At 67.0% G+C, this 16,431-nt stretch carries 10 protein-coding genes and 1 pseudogene; 2 read left to right on the top strand and 9 right to left on the bottom strand.

The annotated features are described in order from the left end of the window. Window positions 1–3: 3 nt before the first annotated feature. The 9 genes and pseudogenes from F9929_RS09255 to F9929_RS09215 all read right to left on the bottom strand — a co-directional run bounded on the left by F9929_RS09255 (window position 4) and on the right by F9929_RS09215 (window position 12,513). On the bottom strand, window positions 4–1,629 hold the full coding sequence (locus F9929_RS09255; RefSeq protein WP_152046279.1) for a sulfite reductase subunit alpha: 1,626 nt from the start codon (window positions 1,627–1,629) through the stop codon (window positions 4–6). Next, window positions 1,626–3,377, bottom strand: coding sequence for a NirA family protein (locus F9929_RS09250; RefSeq protein WP_152046530.1), 1,752 nt, complete (start codon window positions 3,375–3,377; stop codon window positions 1,626–1,628). The genes F9929_RS09255 and F9929_RS09250 overlap by 4 nt, the downstream gene beginning before the upstream one ends. A gap of 14 nt (window positions 3,378–3,391) precedes the next feature. Beyond that, a complete protein-coding gene (locus tag F9929_RS09245; RefSeq protein WP_152046278.1) occupies window positions 3,392–6,070 on the bottom strand; it encodes a nitrate reductase in 2,679 nt (892 codons plus the stop codon). 8 nt (window positions 6,071–6,078) lie between these two features. Then, window positions 6,079–7,296, bottom strand: a pseudogene (locus F9929_RS09240) (NAD(P)/FAD-dependent oxidoreductase); the annotation flags it as partial. Beyond that, entirely contained in the window at window positions 7,296–8,102 is an 807-nt protein-coding gene (locus F9929_RS09235; protein ID WP_152046277.1) for an ABC transporter ATP-binding protein, read from the bottom strand. The pseudogene F9929_RS09240 and the gene F9929_RS09235, both read right to left, overlap by 1 nt. 14 nt (window positions 8,103–8,116) lie before the next feature. After that, window positions 8,117–9,016 carry a nitrate ABC transporter permease gene (gene ntrB, locus F9929_RS09230; RefSeq protein ID WP_152046276.1) on the bottom strand — a complete coding sequence of 300 codons (900 nt, stop codon included), beginning with the start codon at window positions 9,014–9,016 and terminating at the stop codon, window positions 8,117–8,119. Window positions 9,017–9,048: 32 nt separating this feature from the next. After that, the gene (locus tag F9929_RS09225; RefSeq protein ID WP_235919186.1) at window positions 9,049–10,287 is read right to left on the bottom strand and encodes a CmpA/NrtA family ABC transporter substrate-binding protein; all 1,239 of its coding nucleotides are present in this window, start codon (window positions 10,285–10,287) and stop codon (window positions 9,049–9,051) included. Between the two features lie 427 nt (window positions 10,288–10,714). Beyond that, window positions 10,715–11,914, bottom strand: coding sequence for a CmpA/NrtA family ABC transporter substrate-binding protein (locus F9929_RS09220; protein WP_235919158.1), 1,200 nt, complete (start codon window positions 11,912–11,914; stop codon window positions 10,715–10,717). 8 nt (window positions 11,915–11,922) lie between these two features. Further along, the gene (locus tag F9929_RS09215; protein WP_152046273.1) at window positions 11,923–12,513 is read right to left on the bottom strand and encodes an ANTAR domain-containing response regulator; all 591 of its coding nucleotides are present in this window, start codon (window positions 12,511–12,513) and stop codon (window positions 11,923–11,925) included. A 249-nt stretch (window positions 12,514–12,762) separates the two neighbouring features. On the opposite strand from F9929_RS09215, the gene F9929_RS09210 reads away from it, so the two are divergent. Further along, window positions 12,763–13,944, top strand: a complete 1,182-nt coding sequence (locus F9929_RS09210) for a glycosyltransferase family 4 protein (RefSeq protein WP_235919157.1) — start codon at window positions 12,763–12,765, stop codon at window positions 13,942–13,944. Between the two features lie 164 nt (window positions 13,945–14,108). After that, complete coding sequence (gene glf, locus F9929_RS09205) at window positions 14,109–16,370, top strand: UDP-galactopyranose mutase (RefSeq protein ID WP_152046527.1); 2,262 nt, start codon at window positions 14,109–14,111, stop codon at window positions 16,368–16,370. Window positions 16,371–16,431 lie beyond the last annotated feature (61 nt).

The following is a 16,431-nucleotide window of genomic DNA, read 5'->3' as shown; positions in this document are numbered from 1 at the left end:
CGGTCAGTAGACGTCGGCTTGATAGCGGCCGCTTTTCTTCAGGGCGGTCACGAAGTCGGCGGCGTCGGCGGCGCTTTTCTGCCCATGTCGGACGGTGAGGTCCACCACGGCCGCTTCCACGTCCTTGGCCATGCGCTTGGCGTCGCCGCAGACGTAGAAATGCGCGCCTTCCTCGAGCCAGCGCCAGAGTTCGGCGCCGTTCTCGCGGATGCGGTCCTGCACATAGACCTTTTCACCGTCGTCGCGCGACCAGGCGAGCGACAGGTTGGAGAGGTGCCCCACTCGTCGCATGGCTTCGAGTTCGTCGCGGTAGAAGAAGTCCTTCCCCTCATGCCGATGTCCGTAGAACAGCCAGTTGCGCCCCGGCGCCCGGATTGCCTGCCGCTCATGGAGAAAGGCGCGGAAGGGGGCGATGCCGGTGCCGGGGCCGACCATGACGATCGGCACGTTCGGATCGGCCGGCAGGGCGAAATTATGCGCCTTCTGGATATAAGCGCGCACCCGTTCGCCCGGCTTCGCGCGGGAGCCGATGAAGGTGGAAGCGACGCCCAGCCTTTTGCGCTTGCCCACGAGATAGCGCACCGCATCGACCGACAAGGACAAGCGGCCGGGCGTGGCGTTCGGCGAGGAGGAAATGGAATAGAGGCGCGGCTGCAGCGGCTCCAGCGCTTCCACGAAGGCTTCCGGGTGCGGGCGGGCTTGGGGGAACTTCTGCACCACGGCGAAGACGTCGAGAAGGGCGGCGTCGCCGTCCGGGTCCTCCCCGCGCGCCAGCGCCCGCATCTTGTCGCGCGCCGCGCCGCCCAGGAGATAAGAATAGAGTTCGAACAGGGCGTCGGGCGCGGCTCCCAGCGAAACCTCTTCCGTCAGCACCTCGCGCAGGGTCCGGCCCCGGATTTCGGTACGCGGCGCGAAGCCGAGCATGGCGATGATCTGGTCGACATAGCCGAGATCGTTGGTGGCGAAGATGCCGCAGGAATCGCCGACGCGGTAGGACAAGGGCGAGTCCGAAATGTCGAACTCGACATGAAAGGTTTCCTTATCGGAATCCTCCGCATTCAGCCTTTGGCGCGACAGGAAGGTGATGGCGGCGGGGTTGTCGCGGGATGTGCCGGCGGCGTCCATCGGTTTGGCCCCCGGCTCGGCGGGGGCGAGCTTGACCGGCGGGGCGTCCGCCTTCGCGCCGCCCGCATCGGGCAGGTCGGCGACAAGCTGCTTGACGAGCCTGAGCGTTTCCTTGCCGCCCGGAACGCAAAGGTTCAGCCGTTCTTCCGTCTTCAGGAAGATCGCGTTGGCGTAGTCGGCGCAATTGTAGCCGCATTGGCCGCAATCCTGCTGCGCCATGGCCGCCATCAGGCGCGGGGCGGGGGCGGCACCCTTGGCGAGTTCCATGCGCTCGGGCGCTGGCATCGAGGGGTCGTGCCAGGGCGCGGCGTCGTTGTCGGCGAGAACCGGGCCGTCGGCCTTGCCGGCCTCGCCGAGCCCGGCGATGTCGCTGACCGCGCCGGCGGGCGCGAGCGGCACCAGGGCGGCGGTGAAGAAGCCCGACAGCCATTCGCGCTGTTCGGGCGAGAAGGGCGCGGTTTCGGGAATCGCGATGCGGGGAATAACGGGGGTCTGGATCGTCATGCGGTTATCTCCGCCATGGTCTTCAACTGATCGGCCTCGACGCGCCGCGTGAAGGCGGCGAAGCTTTCGGTGCCGGTCGCGCGGTTCGCGAGATAGGCTTTGAGGAGCTTCTCCACCGTTCGCGGCAAGTCCTTGGCCTTGAGGTCGGGATAGATCACCTTGGCGATGCCGGCCTCCGCCCCGAAGCCGCCGCCGACATGAAGGTGGTAGCCTTCCACCTGATCGCCGTCCTCGTTCACCGTGACCTTGGCGCCGAGCAGCCCGATATCGCCGATATAATGCTGGGCGCAGCTATTGGGGCAGCCGGTGAGGTGGATGTTGACCGGCTGGTCGACATCGAAACCTTTGGCGTCGAGATGGTCGGCGATGGCGAGCGCATGGCCCTTCGTGTCGGCATTGGCGAACTTGCAGCCGCGATTGCCCGTGCAGGCGACGAGGCCGGCGCGCACCGCCGTTGTCGTCCAGTGAAGCCCGGCGGCGACGATCCGCGCTTTGGCTTCCTCCACCTTGTCGTCGGGCACGCCCGACAGGATCAGGTTCTGCCAGACGGTGAGCCGCACGTCGCCGTCGCCGAGCGCGCCGGCGATTGCCGCCACCGCGCGCATCTCCTCGCCCGTCATGCGGCCCGTCGGCAGAACGACACCGATCCAGTTGAGGCCCGGCTGCTTCTGCTTGTGGACGCCGATATGGGCCTGCCGGTCGTGAACGGGGCGGGGGGCGACGAAGGCTGTTTCGACGCGCGCGAACTTCTGCCCCAGCTTTTCCTCCACCGCTTCGATGAAGCGGGGAAAGCCCCAGTCGTCGAGGACGTATTTCAGCCGCGCCTTGTTGCGGTTGGTGCGGTCGCCGTGTTCGAGATAAACGCGGATGATCGCATCCGACACGGCCACCGCCTCGGCGGGCTTCAGGACGACGCCCGTGTCGCGCGCGAAATCCTTGTGGCCGCTGATCCCGCCGAGCATCAGGCGATACCAGATGCCGGGCTCAATGGGCGCGCCGGGCAGCACCTCCACCGCCTGGAAGCCGATATCGTTGGTGTCTTCCAGCGTCGGGATCACGCCGCCGCCGTCGAAGGACACGTTGAACTTCCTCGGCAGGTCGTACATGGTGCGCGAGTTCAGGATGTGGTGGTGCCAGTCGCGCGCGTGGGGCCGCGTGTCGAGAAGCTCGGCCGGGTCGATGCCGGCGCTCGCCGAGCCGGTGACGTTGCGGATGTTGTCGGCGCCCGAGCCCCGCGACACGACGCCGATATCGGTGAGCGCTTCCAGAAGGGCGGCGCCGTTTTCGGGCTTGATCTCGCGGATCTGGAGATTGGCGCGCGTCGTGACATGGGAATAGCCGCCGCCGAAGCGCTCGGCGATCCCGGCGATTTCGGCGAATTGCCAGTGCTTCAGGATGCCGTTCGGGATGCGCATCCGGCACATGTAGCTGTCCTGCGCGGGTGCGACGTGGAAAAGGCCGTGGTAGCGCCAGCGGAAATTGTCGGCGGGTTTGGGCTTGGCGCCCCCTTCCGCTTCCCGCTTCAACCGGCCGTAGGCTTCCAGCGGATGCTCCTCGCGCTTCCACTTTTCCTGATCGGCGAGCTTGGCGCCGCGCGCCAGTGCCGCGTTCTGCGATTTCAGCATGTCCGCGTCCGGCCCCGCCGGCTCGGCCTGGGTCGCGGGAGCGGGTAGCGTCTTCACCGCGGCCGCGCCCGACGCGAAACCTTCCAGCCAGCGCCGTTGTTCGGATGAGAAGGCCTCGCCCATGGTGTGAAGCTCCGTCATGCGATGGTTCCGATTGTCGCGGCAGCGAGCGGCCGCGAGGCGAGAAGCGCCGCGATCTCGGCTCGGCAGGAGCCGCAATTCGTGCCGGCCTTCGTCGCCTCGCCGATTGCCGCGACGGTTCCCGCCCCCTTGGCAGCGGCGCGCGCGATGTCGTTCACCCCGACCTGAAGGCAGGAACAGACGATGCGCCCCGGATCGGGGCGATCCGCGCGGCCGCGACCGGCCAGAAGCCGCATCCGGTCGAGGGCGGTCAGCCTCGGGCTCGCGAGCTGCGCGGCGGCGAAGGAGCGGGATACGGGAAGGGGTTTGGGCGCGACCCATAAGGCGGCAGACAAGCGCTCGCCATCGAAGGCGGCGAGGCGATGGGCGCCGGCGGCTTCGTCGCGATATTTCGCGAAGGGCTCCGCGATCTCGCAAGCCAGGAGCCTGCGCATCAGGGCATCCGCATTGCAAGGGCCGGCATCGGCGAGTTCCACCCGCCAGCCGCCGTCGGTGCGCGCGATGGCGGCATAGTCGGCGAGGTCTCCCGGGGGGCGCTCGCGGCAGACCGCGAAGCCGTGCCAGGCGGCCGGATAGGGTTCAACGGCGACGCGCGAGGCTTTCAGCGCGGGTTGGCCGGAAACGGGATCGACCCGCGCTTCGATCGCCGCGCCGATCCGCCCTTTCGAGGCGAACCGCGCGTTCCAGTGCATGGGTGCGAAGACGGAGCCGGGCGCGACGTCCCGCGTCACGCGGCAGCGCAGGAGCACTTCCCCGTGCGCGGAGGAAAGGCGCGCGATGTCGCCGCCGCGAAAGTCGAGCCGTGCCGCGTCTTCGGCGTGAATTTCCACATAGGGCTCCGGCACATGGGCCGACAACCGGGCAGACAGGCCGGTGCGCGTCATCGTGTGCCACTGGTCGCGCACGCGCCCGCTGTTGAGAACGAAGCCGGGTTTGGGCACCGCTGGCCCGGCCACGCGCGGGACGACGAAGAGCGCCCGTCCGTTCGGGCGAAAGAAGCCGCCATCGGCGAAGAAGCGCGTTTGCGTCGACCCGTCCGCACGCAGCGGCCATTGCACCGGAGCCAGCGTCTCGTAGCTTTCGGCATCGAGATCGGCGAGACCGGACAGGTCGAAGTCGCGCTGCCCGGCGTTCTCGGTCGCCGACAGGCGTGCATGTTCAGCGAAGATCTCGGCCGCGTTTCGATAAGCGAAGGCCGCGCCGAAACCCATGCGGCGCGCGAGTTGCGTCACGATCCACCAGTCCGGCCGCGCTTGTCCCGGCAGCGGCAGGAAGGGGCGCTGGCGCGAGATGCGGCGCTCGGAATTCGTCACCGTGCCGTTCTTCTCGCCCCAGGCGGCGGCGGGCAGCGCGACATGGGCGAGGTCCAGCGTGTCGGTTCGGGCCATCACGTCGGACACGACCACGAAGGGGCAGTTCTCGATCGCCGCCTTCACGCTGTCGGCCTCCGGCATGGACACCACCGGATTGGTGCCCATGATCCAGAGCGCCTTGATCCGCCCCTCGCCGACGGCGCGGAAAAGGTCGACGGCTTTCAGGCCGGGCTTCTCGGGGATCGCGGGGCTCTGCCAGAAGTCCTGCACGAGGGCGCGATGGTCCGGGTTCTCGATCGCCATATGGGCGGCGAGCATGTTGGCGAGGCCTCCGACCTCGCGCCCGCCCATGGCGTTGGGCTGGCCGGTGACGGAAAAAGGCCCCGTGCCCGGACGCCCGATCCGGCCGCAAGCCAGATGGCAGTTGATGATCGCGTTCACCTTGTCTGTGCCCTCGGCCGACTGGTTGACGCCCTGGCTGTAGACGGTGACGACCTTCTCCGAGCCCGCGAAAAGCGCGAAGAAGGCGCGGATGTCGGCCTCAGGGAGGCCCGAGCGTGCGAGGAGGCGCGGTATGTCCCACTGGCGCGCGGCTTCCAGAGCCTTGCCATACCCTTCGGTATGTTCGGCGACGAAGTCCTCATCCACGCAACCCGTATCGGCGAGATGCGCCAGGAGACCGGAAAACAGCGCGACATCGGCATCCGGCGCGAGGGCGAGATGGAGATCGCAGAGATCGGCGGTCGCGGTGCGGCGCGGATCCACCAGCACCACCTTCATCTCCGGCCGCGCGGCCTTGGCGGCGCAAAGGCGCTGATAAAGAACCGGATGGCACCAGGCGAGATTGGAGCCGACGAGCACCACGAGATCGGCTTCCTCCAGATCCTCGTAGGTGCCGGGCACCGTGTCGGAGCCGAAGGCGCGCACATGGCCCGCCACCGAGGAGGACATGCAAAGGCGCGAATTGGTGTCGATATTGGCCGAGCCGAGGAAGCCCTTCATCAGCTTGTTGGCGACGTAGTAGTCTTCCGTCAAAAGCTGGCCGGACACATAGAAGGCGACGGAGTCGGGCCCGTGCTCGGCGATCGCTCGCGAGAAGTTTTGCGCCACTAGGTCCAGCGCCTCGTCCCATTCCGCGTCGCGCCCGTGGATGCGCGGGGCCAAAAGCCGTTCGTCCAGAGCCAGCGTTTCGCCGAGCGCCGAGCCCTTGGAGCAAAGGCGTCCCCAATTGGCCGGATGGTGCGGATCGCCGGCGATCGCGACCGAGCCGTCGCCGCCTGGGGAAGCCAGAACGCCGCAGCCCACACCGCAATAAGGGCAGGTGGTGCGGACGGTGGCGCTGATGTTCGGCTCGGCGCGCATGGGAGTCAGGCCGCCATCGGTGTGGGGGCAAAGGCGCTGCCGAAGATCAGCGCCTCGCGCATGTCGGCGATGGGCGCGCCTTTCCCGACGAGATCGGAGAACCATCCGCCGTCGCCGGTCTCTCCGAAGAGAACCGCGCCGACGAGCCGGCCGTTCTCCACCACGAGGCGCTTGTAGACGCCGACCGCCGCATCCTCGAACGTGATCTCCTCGCGCCCTTCGCCCTCAGCGAAGTCGCCGACCGAATAAAGGTCCATTCCCGACACCTTCAGCTTGGTCGGGGTATCGAGATGGTGGAAAGGCTCGCCGGGCCTGTCCAGAAGGCTCTGCGCGGCGACCTCCGCCATCCGGTAGAGTGGGGCGACGAGCCCGTAGACGCGGCCGTCCACCTCGGCGCATTCGCCGAGCGCCAGGATGTCGGGATCGCTGGTGCGCATGTGGGCGTCGACTAGAATGCCGCGACCGACCGCGAGTCTGGCCTCCCTCGCGAGCGTCGCGGACGGCCGAATGCCGACCGCCATCACCACGAGCCCCGCCTCGATCACGCGCCCGTCGGCGAGTTCGACGCCGGTGGCATGGGTCTCTCCCCGCACGGCCTTCGTGTTCGCGCCGGTGAGAACCGTGATGCCCCGCGCTTCGAAGGCCGCCGCCAGAAGCCGGCCGGCGGCGGGATCGAGCTGGCGCTCCATGAGGGTCGGCATCAGGTGGACCACCGTCACGTCGAGCCCCTGCGCCTTCAGACCGGCCGCGGCTTCCAGCCCGAGCAGCCCGCCGCCGATCACCACGGCTTTCGTTCCCGACTGCGCCGCGAGGATCATCGCTTCGACATCGTCGAGATCGCGATAGGTGAGGACGCCCGCCATGGTGGAACCGGGGATCGGGGGAACGAAGGGCACCGAGCCGGTGGCGATGACGAGCTTGTCGTAGGGCGCGACCGTGCCCGCCGCCGAGGTGACGGTGCGGGCGTCGCGATCGATCGACACCACGCGCTCGCCCTTCAGGAGCGTGACGCCGTGGCGCTCGTACCAGCCGTCGCCATGGATCACGATGTCCTCGAAACGCTTCTCGCCGGACAGAACGGGCGACAGCATGATGCGGTCGTAGTTCACGCGCGGCTCGGCATTGAAGATGGTGACGTCAAAAGTGCCCGGCGCCTCGATGAACAAGCGCTCCAGCATGCGGCCCGGGGCCATGCCGTTGCCGACGACGACGAGTTTCTGAGGCATCATGCGGCTTCCACGAAGCGGTTGCGCTCGTAGAGGAATTTCAGGACCGCCTGCCGGCATTTGAGATAGGTCGCGTCGGTCGCGAGGCGGATGCGCTCGCGCGGGCGGGGCAGGGGCACGTCGAGGATTTCGCCGATGCGCGCCGAAGGACCGTTGGTCAGCATCACGATGCGGTCCGACAGGAGCACCGCCTCGTCCACGTCGTGCGTGATCATCATGACGGTGGTGCCGAGCTCGGTTTGAATGCGCATCACCTCGTCCTGGAGATGAGCTCTGGTCAGGGCATCGAGTGCGCCGAAGGGCTCGTCGAGAAGAAGGACCTTCGGCTCCATGGCGAGCGCGCGGGCGATGCCGACGCGCTGCTTCATGCCGCCGGAAATCTCGGACGGGCGCTTGTCCTTGGCGTGGCCCATATGGACGAGTTCAAGATTCTTCATCACCCATTCGCGGCGCTCGGCGCGGCTCTTCGTGCGCCCGAAGACCTTGTCGACGCCGAGCGCGACATTCTCGTAGACGGTGAGCCAGGGTAGGAGCGAATGGTTCTGGAACACCACGGCGCGGTCGGGGCCGGGCTCGCGCACTTCGCGGCCCTCGAGGATGACGCCGCCCGTGGAGGCGTCCGTCAGCCCCGCGACGATGTTGAGGAGGGTCGACTTTCCGCAGCCCGAATGCCCGATGATCGAGACATATTCGCCTTTGGCGACCGAAAGGCCGATGTTCTGCAGCACCTCGGTCGTGGCGCTGCCGCGCCGGAAGACCTTGGTCACGCCTTCGATCGACAGGAAGGGTTTCTGAATGGCGTTCATGGATTCCGCCTCCTTCACGCGGCCGCGGTGCCGCGGGTGACGAGGCGGCCGATCAGGGCGACGATCCGGTCGAGCACGAAGCCCACCACGCCGACATAAACGAGCGCCACGATGATGTCCGAGATGAGGGACGAGTTCCAGGCGTCCCAGATGAAGAAGCCGATGCCGACGCCGCCGATCAGCATCTCGGCCGCCACGATCGCGAGCCAGGACAGGCCGACGCCGATGCGAAGCCCGGTGAAGATGTAAGGGGCAGCCGCCGGGATCATGATCTTGGCGAAGAATTCGAGCGGCGACAGGCGGAGGACCTTGGCGACGTTGCGATAATCCTGCGGGATGTTGCGGATGCCCACCGCCGTGTTGATGATGATCGGCCAGATCGCGGTGATGAAGATCACGAAGATCGCGCTCGGCTGACCGTCCTGGAAGGCGGCGAGCGACAAGGGCAGCCAAGCGAGCGGGGGCACGGTGCGCAAAACCTGGAAGATCGGGTCGAGGCCGCGCATGGCGAGATCCGACTGCCCGACGAGGACGCCGAGCGAGATGCCGGCGACGACGCTCAAGGCATAGCCGAGCGCCACGCGCTGGAGGCTCGCCCAGATCTGCCAGCCGAGCCCGACATCGTTGCCGGAATTGGTGTAGAACGGATGGGCGATGAGTTCCCAACTGTCCGAAACGACCTGGCTCGGCGCGGGAAGCGCCGACGTGCCGCCGCTGCACAAAAGCTGCCAGAGCCCGAGAAGCAGGGCGAGGGTGACGAGCGGCGGCAGAACCGTTCCGCCGACTTGGGCCACCAGCCGCCGCAGGCGCTCGGCGGAGCCCATGCCGGGGCGGCGGAGCGCCACGACCTTGGGGCCCGCATTCGCGGTGCGCGTTTCGGGCGCGAGCGGCGTCTTCAAGGCGGTCTGGGACATGGAAAACGTCTCCGGCGAAGAAGCGGGCTGCGTCAGGCGATGCGGGTGATCGCGAGGCTTTGGAGGTAGGCGGCGGGGTTCTCGGGATCGAAGACCTTGCCGTCGAAGAAGGTCTCCACACCGCGCGAGGGCGAGGCCGGCAGGTCCGACACGCCCAGAGCCTTGGCCGCTTCCAGCCAGAGATCGCCGCGATTGACGCGTGCGACGGTCGCCTTCACGTCGGTCGCAGCTTCCAGCTTGCCCCAGCGCATGTCCTCGGTGAGGAACCAGGCGTCGTGGCTGGCGAAGGGGTAGGAGGCGTGGTCGCGCCAGAACTTCATGAAATGCGGCGAGTTCTCGGTCGCGCGGCCGTTGCCGTAGTCGAAGACGCCCTTCATGCGCGGGCCGATATCGGCGGCCTTGACGTTGAACCAGGCGCGCTTCGACAGAATGGCGGCCAGCTCGTCCTTGTTGGCCATGTCGTCGGCCCATTGCGCGGCTTCCTGGATCGCCATCAGAAGGGCGAGGGTCGCCTTCGGGTTCTTGTCCACCCAGTCGGCGCGCATGGCGAAGCTCTTTTCCGGGTGCTTGGCCCAAAGCTCACCGGTGGTGAGCGCGGTATAGCCGATGCCCTGTTCCACGAGCTGCGCGTTCCACGGTTCGCCGACGCAGAAGGCGTCCATGGTGCCGACCTTCATGTTGGCGACCATCTGGGGCGGGGGCACGACGATGGTCTCGACATCCTTGTCCGGGTCGATGCCGCCAGCCGCCAGCCAGTAGCGCACCCAGAGATCGTGCGTGCCGCCTGGAAAGGTCATCGCGATCTTGGCCGGGGTGCCGGCGGCTTTCTTGGCGGCGAAGGCTTCCCGGAGCGCCGAGGCGTCGAGCCCGACCTTCTGATCGGCATAGGCCTTGGCGACCGAGATGCCTTGTCCGTCGAGATTGAGCCGCGCCAGGATCTGCATCGGCACCGGCTGGTTGTTCTGCGTGATCTTCCCCGCGCTCATCAGGTAGGGCATGGGCGTCAGGATATGCGCGCCGTCGATCCCTGAGCCCGCCGAGCCGAGCACGAGATTGTCGCGCGTCGTGCCCCAGGAGGACTGCTTCACCACCTCGACATCGGGCATTCCGTGCTTGGCGAAGAAGCCCTTTTCCTTGGCGACGATGAGGGGCGCGGCGTCGGTCAGCGCGATGAAGCCGAGCACCGCCCTGGTGGTCTCGGGGCCGGAGCCTTCAGCGAATGCGCCGCGCGGGAAGGCTGCGCCGAGGCCGGAAAACAGCGCGGCCGTCATGGCGGTCGCGTGAAGGAAGCGACGGCGGCTGAGATCGGTCTTGGGCAGGTCGGACATGAACGGTCCTTCGGTCGGGATCGGTGAATGGAAGAGCGGCGGAAAAGGTCGGACGCGAGCGATCGGGCTCGATCGGTCCCGATGGAGGGACGCGAGAGCGGTCACGCGACGTCGATGTCTTGAGAAGCTTCACTCGAAGCTCGTTGCGCCTCGTCCTCGTTGACGGGCACAATGGCGATTAAGCCCCAGTTTGGAGCGATTTGAAAGTCCAAATGTTGCGCAGAGGGCAGGCCTAATAACTAGGCAATAAGCGTCTTAAAGCGCTGTCCTATATGTGTTTTATCGTGTGCGGACCCGCTGCCCATTTCGCGATCGGGCGACCAAATGCTGTGCAGCGCAACATGATCGCAGGGAACAGGCATGGATGCGCCTATTCCAAACCCTCATCCGGCCGACCCTGTCCCATCGGGTGGCGGATCGCGAAGGCTTCGAGGTCTGTCGCGATCCGCCTTGGATCGAAGCTCGTTTCTTCCCCTGCGATCCCTGCATCCGCCCGGCCAAGCGCGCGGTCGAAGAGATCGGGCCGGAAGGCGAGACCGGCGCGGTGCGCGCTTGTTTCATCGAGCGGCACCTGGCCCCAGCGCGCCATCTGGCCGAAGACCCAGCGCGCTTCGGCGCTTGCCGGGCGGTTCACGCCCTCGCCATGGAAGCGCAGATAGTTCGGGATGTCGCGCACCGTGCCGTCCGGGTCGACGGCGAGCCGGCCCGACAGCACCGCCAGGATCGTTTCGGCCGAGCCTCCGACATGGGCCGGCTTGGCCAGGATGGCGGCGAGTTCCGCGTGGTTGGCGCATTCGGCGCACCAATGGGCGGCGCGGTGGAGCGCCCGGACGAGGCGATGGCCGGTGTCCTCGTTTTCCGCCCACCAGTCCGGCCTGACGCCCAGCACCTTTTCCGGCGACGAAGGTGCGATGTCGGCCTTCACCGCCACGATGCGCCCGATGCCCGCTTCCACCGCCAAGACGTTCCAGGGCGCGTTGACGCAGAAGCCGTCGATGGCCCCGGCCTTCAGGGCGTCCGTGGTGAAGGGCGGCGGCACCACGGTCATGGTCACGTCGCGGTCGGGATCGATCCCGCCTTCGGCCATCCAGAAGCGGAACTCGTAATTATGCGAGGAAAAGGGATAGGTGACGCCGAAGACGAGCGGCGGCGATCCGGCCACCCGTCGCCGCTCCACCACGCGCTTCAAAGCCCTGGCATGGGCCTTGGGTTCGTCGCGGAAATCTGCGCCCGCCGCGTCGCGCATGGCGGCAAACAGCGGAACGGAGAGGGTCACGGCATTGCCGCCCTGGCCGAGCGCGAAGGGCGCGATCACCGGATAGGGATTGGAGCCGAGGCCGAGTTGCGACGCGATCGCCATCGGTCCGAGCATGTGCGCCACGTCGAACTGGCGAAAGGCGAGGCGGTCGCGGATGTTCGACCAGGACACCTCGCGCACGAGATCGAGCGCCAGCCCTTCCTCGCGGTCGAAGCCTTTCGCAGCGGCCGCAATGAGCACGGCGGCGTCGAGAAGCGGAATGAAGCCGGCGCGAACCACGCGCGTTGCCTCGAAGGTCTGGTCGTCGTTCATCGAGCCGTTCATCCGCTGAGCAGCGAGGCGGCGGTGACGACGCTTGCGGCGATGTCCACGAGCTTCCTCTTCTCGTTCATGGCGGTGGTGCGCAGAAGCTTGTAGGCGTCGTCCTCGGAGAGCCCGCGCATCCGCATCAGGATCTTCTTTGCCTTCTCGATCACCTTGCGCTCGGCCAGTTCCGAGCGCGCCTGGTCGAGTTCCCGCTCCAGCCGCGAAAAGGCCTCGAAGCGCAGGATCGCCATGTCGAGGATCGGCTTCACCCGTTCCTTGCGCAGCCCGTCCACCACATAGGCCGACACCCCGGCCGCGATCGCCGCTTCCATCGCCTCGGCGTCGGAGCGGTCCACGAACATGGCGATCGGCCGGCGCACGGTGCGCGACACCTGGAAGAACTGCTCCAGCCGGTCGCGGTTGGGGTTTTCCAGATCCACCACGATGACGTCGGGCGCATAGGACTCGATTTCGCGCACCAGCCCCAGCATGTCGGCGACGACCCGCACTTGTGCATGTCCCGCTTCGCGTAGTCCGGCCTCGATCACCGCACTGCGCGCACGGTTATCGTCGATTACGAGGATGGTCAGCGGCCTGGGCTCCATTGCCTTTATTTTGCCCATGCAGGAATTTTAGGCAACAGCCGAATCGACGTTTGTTGGGCGGGAAACCGTTTCGCGCCGAGGTAGAATAGGACCTTTGGACGCATGAGACCCTAAATGCGTGGCAAGCCAAGGAAGAAGCGGTAGCTTCAAGCCTGCGAAAGCCGCCATGCAGGGCCGCGAAGCGATCAACCTTACGTGCGGTTTTCTTCTCCCTTGATCAACGCGAATATGCCTTTCCAGAATCCGCGTTTGACCGAGCGTCCATCGATCGTCGTGATCGGCGATCTGGTCGAGGGCTGGCCGCCGCACGGCCTCACCGAGCCGCCGCACGAGGAACCCGATCTCGGCGAGCATCTGCCCGGCGCCTTCGGTCGTGGCCATCGGATGCTGCAGGCCGAGCGGGAGGCGGTGGCCGTGACGGGCGGCTATCTGGAGCGCCTGCCCTTGGCGATGGTGCGGGCCGGATGGGCGGACCATGCCGAGATCTGGCATCACGCCCGCTCGCTCCACGTGCCGCCGGCGAAAGCCGAAACGCCCTGGCTGACGCGCCGCGTGTTCCGGCTGGACGAGGAGCGCGCGCCCTTTGCCTCCACCCATATGCTGCGCTTCATCGAAGCCTTCGGCGCACCGCACATTTTGGTGGTGCTCGGGCTCGGGGTGGACGAGGCGGTGCTCGCCGCCTGTTCCCGCTCCTTTCGCATCTATAATTCCATCGACGCGCCCGCGCTTCGCGTACCGAACGAGGTCGGCAGGCATTTCGATCTCGTTCTGACGGGGGCTCAATGGCAGTCCGACGAGGTGGAGGCGCGTTTGCCCGGCACCGCGACCGCGATCATGCCGATCGGGCCGGAATTTGCCGACCCGGAGACCTTTCGGCCCTTGGGCGGGGAGAAGCGCTACGACGTGGTCTATGTCGCGGCGGCGCAGAAGTACAAGCGCCACGACATTCTCTTCGACGCGCTCGCCGACGCGCCGCGCCGCCTGAAATGCCTGTGCGTCTTCGGCTATGGCGAGATGGGCGAAGAGCTTCGCCGCGAGGCGGCGAGCCGCGATCTCGATGTCGAGTTCGTCGGGCCGCCGGGCGTGTCCTTTGCCGAGGTCAACACCCTGATGAACCAGGCGCGGGTCGGCGTCGTTTGCGGCGTCGACGACGGCGCGCCGGCGATCCTCACCGAATACATGCTCGCCGGCCTGCCGGTTCTGGCGAACGAGAAGCTGTCCTGCGGCCTTCAGTTCATCACGTCCGAGACGGGCCGCACGGCCTCTGCGGAAGATTTCGGCGCGGCGCTGGTCGCCACCCTGAACGACATCGACACCTTCCAGCCGAGGCAGGCCGTGCTCGAGCGTTGGATCTGGCCGAAAACGGCGGAACGCCTTGCCGCGCTTCTGCCCCCACGGTTCGCCGCCGCCCGGCAGGCGGAAGCGCCATGACTTTTTCAAACGAGGGATCACCATTGCCGGCTGCGACGATCGACGGTTCCGCCCCCACGAAGCCGCGTTCCGGCGACAATCATCCGGGTCTTCACGGCGAAGCGCCGATCATCTGCTTCTCGCATCTTCGCTGGGATTTCGTCACGCAGCGCCCGCAGCATCTGATGCGCCGCTTCGCGGAAGGCCGGAAGGTGTTCTTCTTCGAGGAATGGATTCCCTGCGACCATCCTCTGCCTTACCTCGAATATCATCCCTTCCCGGCCGACCGTGTCATCGCGCTGCGCCCGCGCCTGCCGCATTGGTGGAGCGAGGCCGAGCGGGAAGCGGGCTTGCGCGATCTCCTCGCGATGCTGATCGACACGTCCGTTCAAGGCGAGCCGGTTTTTTGGTTCTACACGCCGATGATGTTCGGCTTTGCCCGCGACCTTCCGGCGGCCGCCGTGGTCTACGACTGCATGGACGAGCTTTCGGCCTTCCGCTTCGCCGATCCGCGCCTTCTGGAGCGTGAGTCCGAGCTCCTAAGGCGGGCCGATGCCGTTTTCACCGGCGGCTGGAGCCTTTACGAGGCCAAACGCCACCGCCATGCCAACATCCACCCCTTCCCCTCGGCGGTGGATGCGGACCATTTCCGCCGGGCGCGCGGAAGCGATCTTGCCGCGCCCGCCGATCAGGCTGGGTTGAAGGGGCCGATCCTCGGCTTCTATGGCGTGATCGACGAGCGTCTCGATCTGCCCCTCATCGCCGATCTCGCCCGACTTCGCCCGGACTGGAGCCTCGTGATGCTCGGGCCGGTGGTGAAGATCGACCCGAACGAGTTGCCGCGCGCGCCCAACATCCATTGGCTGGGGGGACGGAGCTACGGCGAATTGCCGGCTTACCTTTCCGGTTGGGACGTCGCCCTGATGCCCTTTGCCATTAACGAGGCGACGCGCTTCATCAGCCCCACCAAGACGCCGGAATATCTGGCGGGCGGCAAGCCCGTGGTGTCCACGCCGATCGCGGATGTCCAACGCCATTACGGGAGCTTAAAGGGCTGCGCCATTGCGCCGGACGCCGCCGGTTTCGTCGCGGCCTGCGAGGCGGCCTTGAGGCTCGGCCGGGACGGCGACTGGCTGGACGAAGCGGACCGGACGATCGCGGATATCTCCTGGGACAGGACGCAGGCGAAAATGGCCGCGATCCTCGGCGAATGCGTCGCGGCCCATCGAAGCGCGCGCGCCAAGCCCGCCAACGACGCCGCGCCCTCGCGTCGCCCGGTGGCGTCGCATGAGGACTTCGACGTTCTCGTGGTCGGCGCGGGCTTTGCCGGGGCGGTGCTGGCCGAGCGGCTGGCGGAGGGCTCGAACAAGCGCGTCCTTGTGATCGACAAGCGCGACCACCTCGCGGGCAACGCCTTCGACCACCGCGACGCGGCGGGCATCCTCGTTCATCGCTACGGGCCGCACATCTTCCACACCAACGCCGAAAGCGTCGTGGACTACCTGTCGCGCTTCACCCGCTGGCGCCCCTACGAGCACCGCGTTCTGGCCGATGTCGGGGGACGGCTCGTGCCGATGCCGATCAACCGCACCACCTTGAACCTCCTTTACGGCCTCGACCTTCGAAGCGACGCGGAAACCACAAGCTTTCTTGCGGCCCGCGCCGAAAACCTGCCCGACATCCGTACCGCCGAGGACATGGTGGTGTCCACCGTCGGGCGCGAACTCTACGAGACCTTCTTTCGCGGCTACACGCGCAAGCAATGGGGCCTCGACCCGTCCGAGCTCGACCGCTCCGTCACGGCCCGCGTGCCGACCCGGTGCGACGCGGACGACCGCTATTTCCAGGATCGCTTCCAGGCGATGCCGGCGGACGGCTACACCGCGATGTTCGAGCGGATGCTGGATCACCCGAACATCACCCTGCGGCTCGGGGTCGATTATCGCGACGTGCGCGACGTGCTCGATGTCGCCCACACCGTCTTCACCGGGCCGGTGGACGAGTTCTTCGATCATCGCTTCGGCAAGCTGCCTTATCGCAGCCTCCAGTTCCGGCACGAAACGCACGACCGCGAGCGCTTCCAGCCGGTCGGCGTCGTGAACTACCCTTCCGAAGACGTGAAGCAGACGCGCATCACCGAATACAAGCACCTGACGGGGCAGGTGCACGCCAAGACCAGCATCTCATACGAGTTCCCCTGCGCCGAAGGGCTGCCTTATTACCCGGTGCCGCGCGAGGAGAACCAGGCGCTCTACCGGCGCTACGAGGCCCTGGCGCGCGAGCGGCCGGATGTGAGCTTCGTCGGGCGCCTCGCCACCTATCGCTATTACAACATGGACCAGGTGGTGGGGCAGGCGCTCGCGACCTATCGGCGGCTGACCGAGCGGGCGGTCACGGGAAGCGCGGCGACGGCTTCCCATCTCGTGCCGGCGGGGCCTGCCACTTGAGGCCAAGGGGAGGGGAGCGTCGCCCGCGCCTTTGCCTTGCGACCGACAGCCTGATCCCGTC

The sequence above is a fragment of the Aureimonas psammosilenae genome, from assembly GCF_009176975.1.
Classification (GTDB): domain Bacteria; phylum Pseudomonadota; class Alphaproteobacteria; order Rhizobiales; family Rhizobiaceae; genus Plantimonas; species Plantimonas psammosilenae.
Note: the sequence above shows the minus strand (reverse complement) of the source record. Positions and strands in the feature narration are given on the sequence as shown.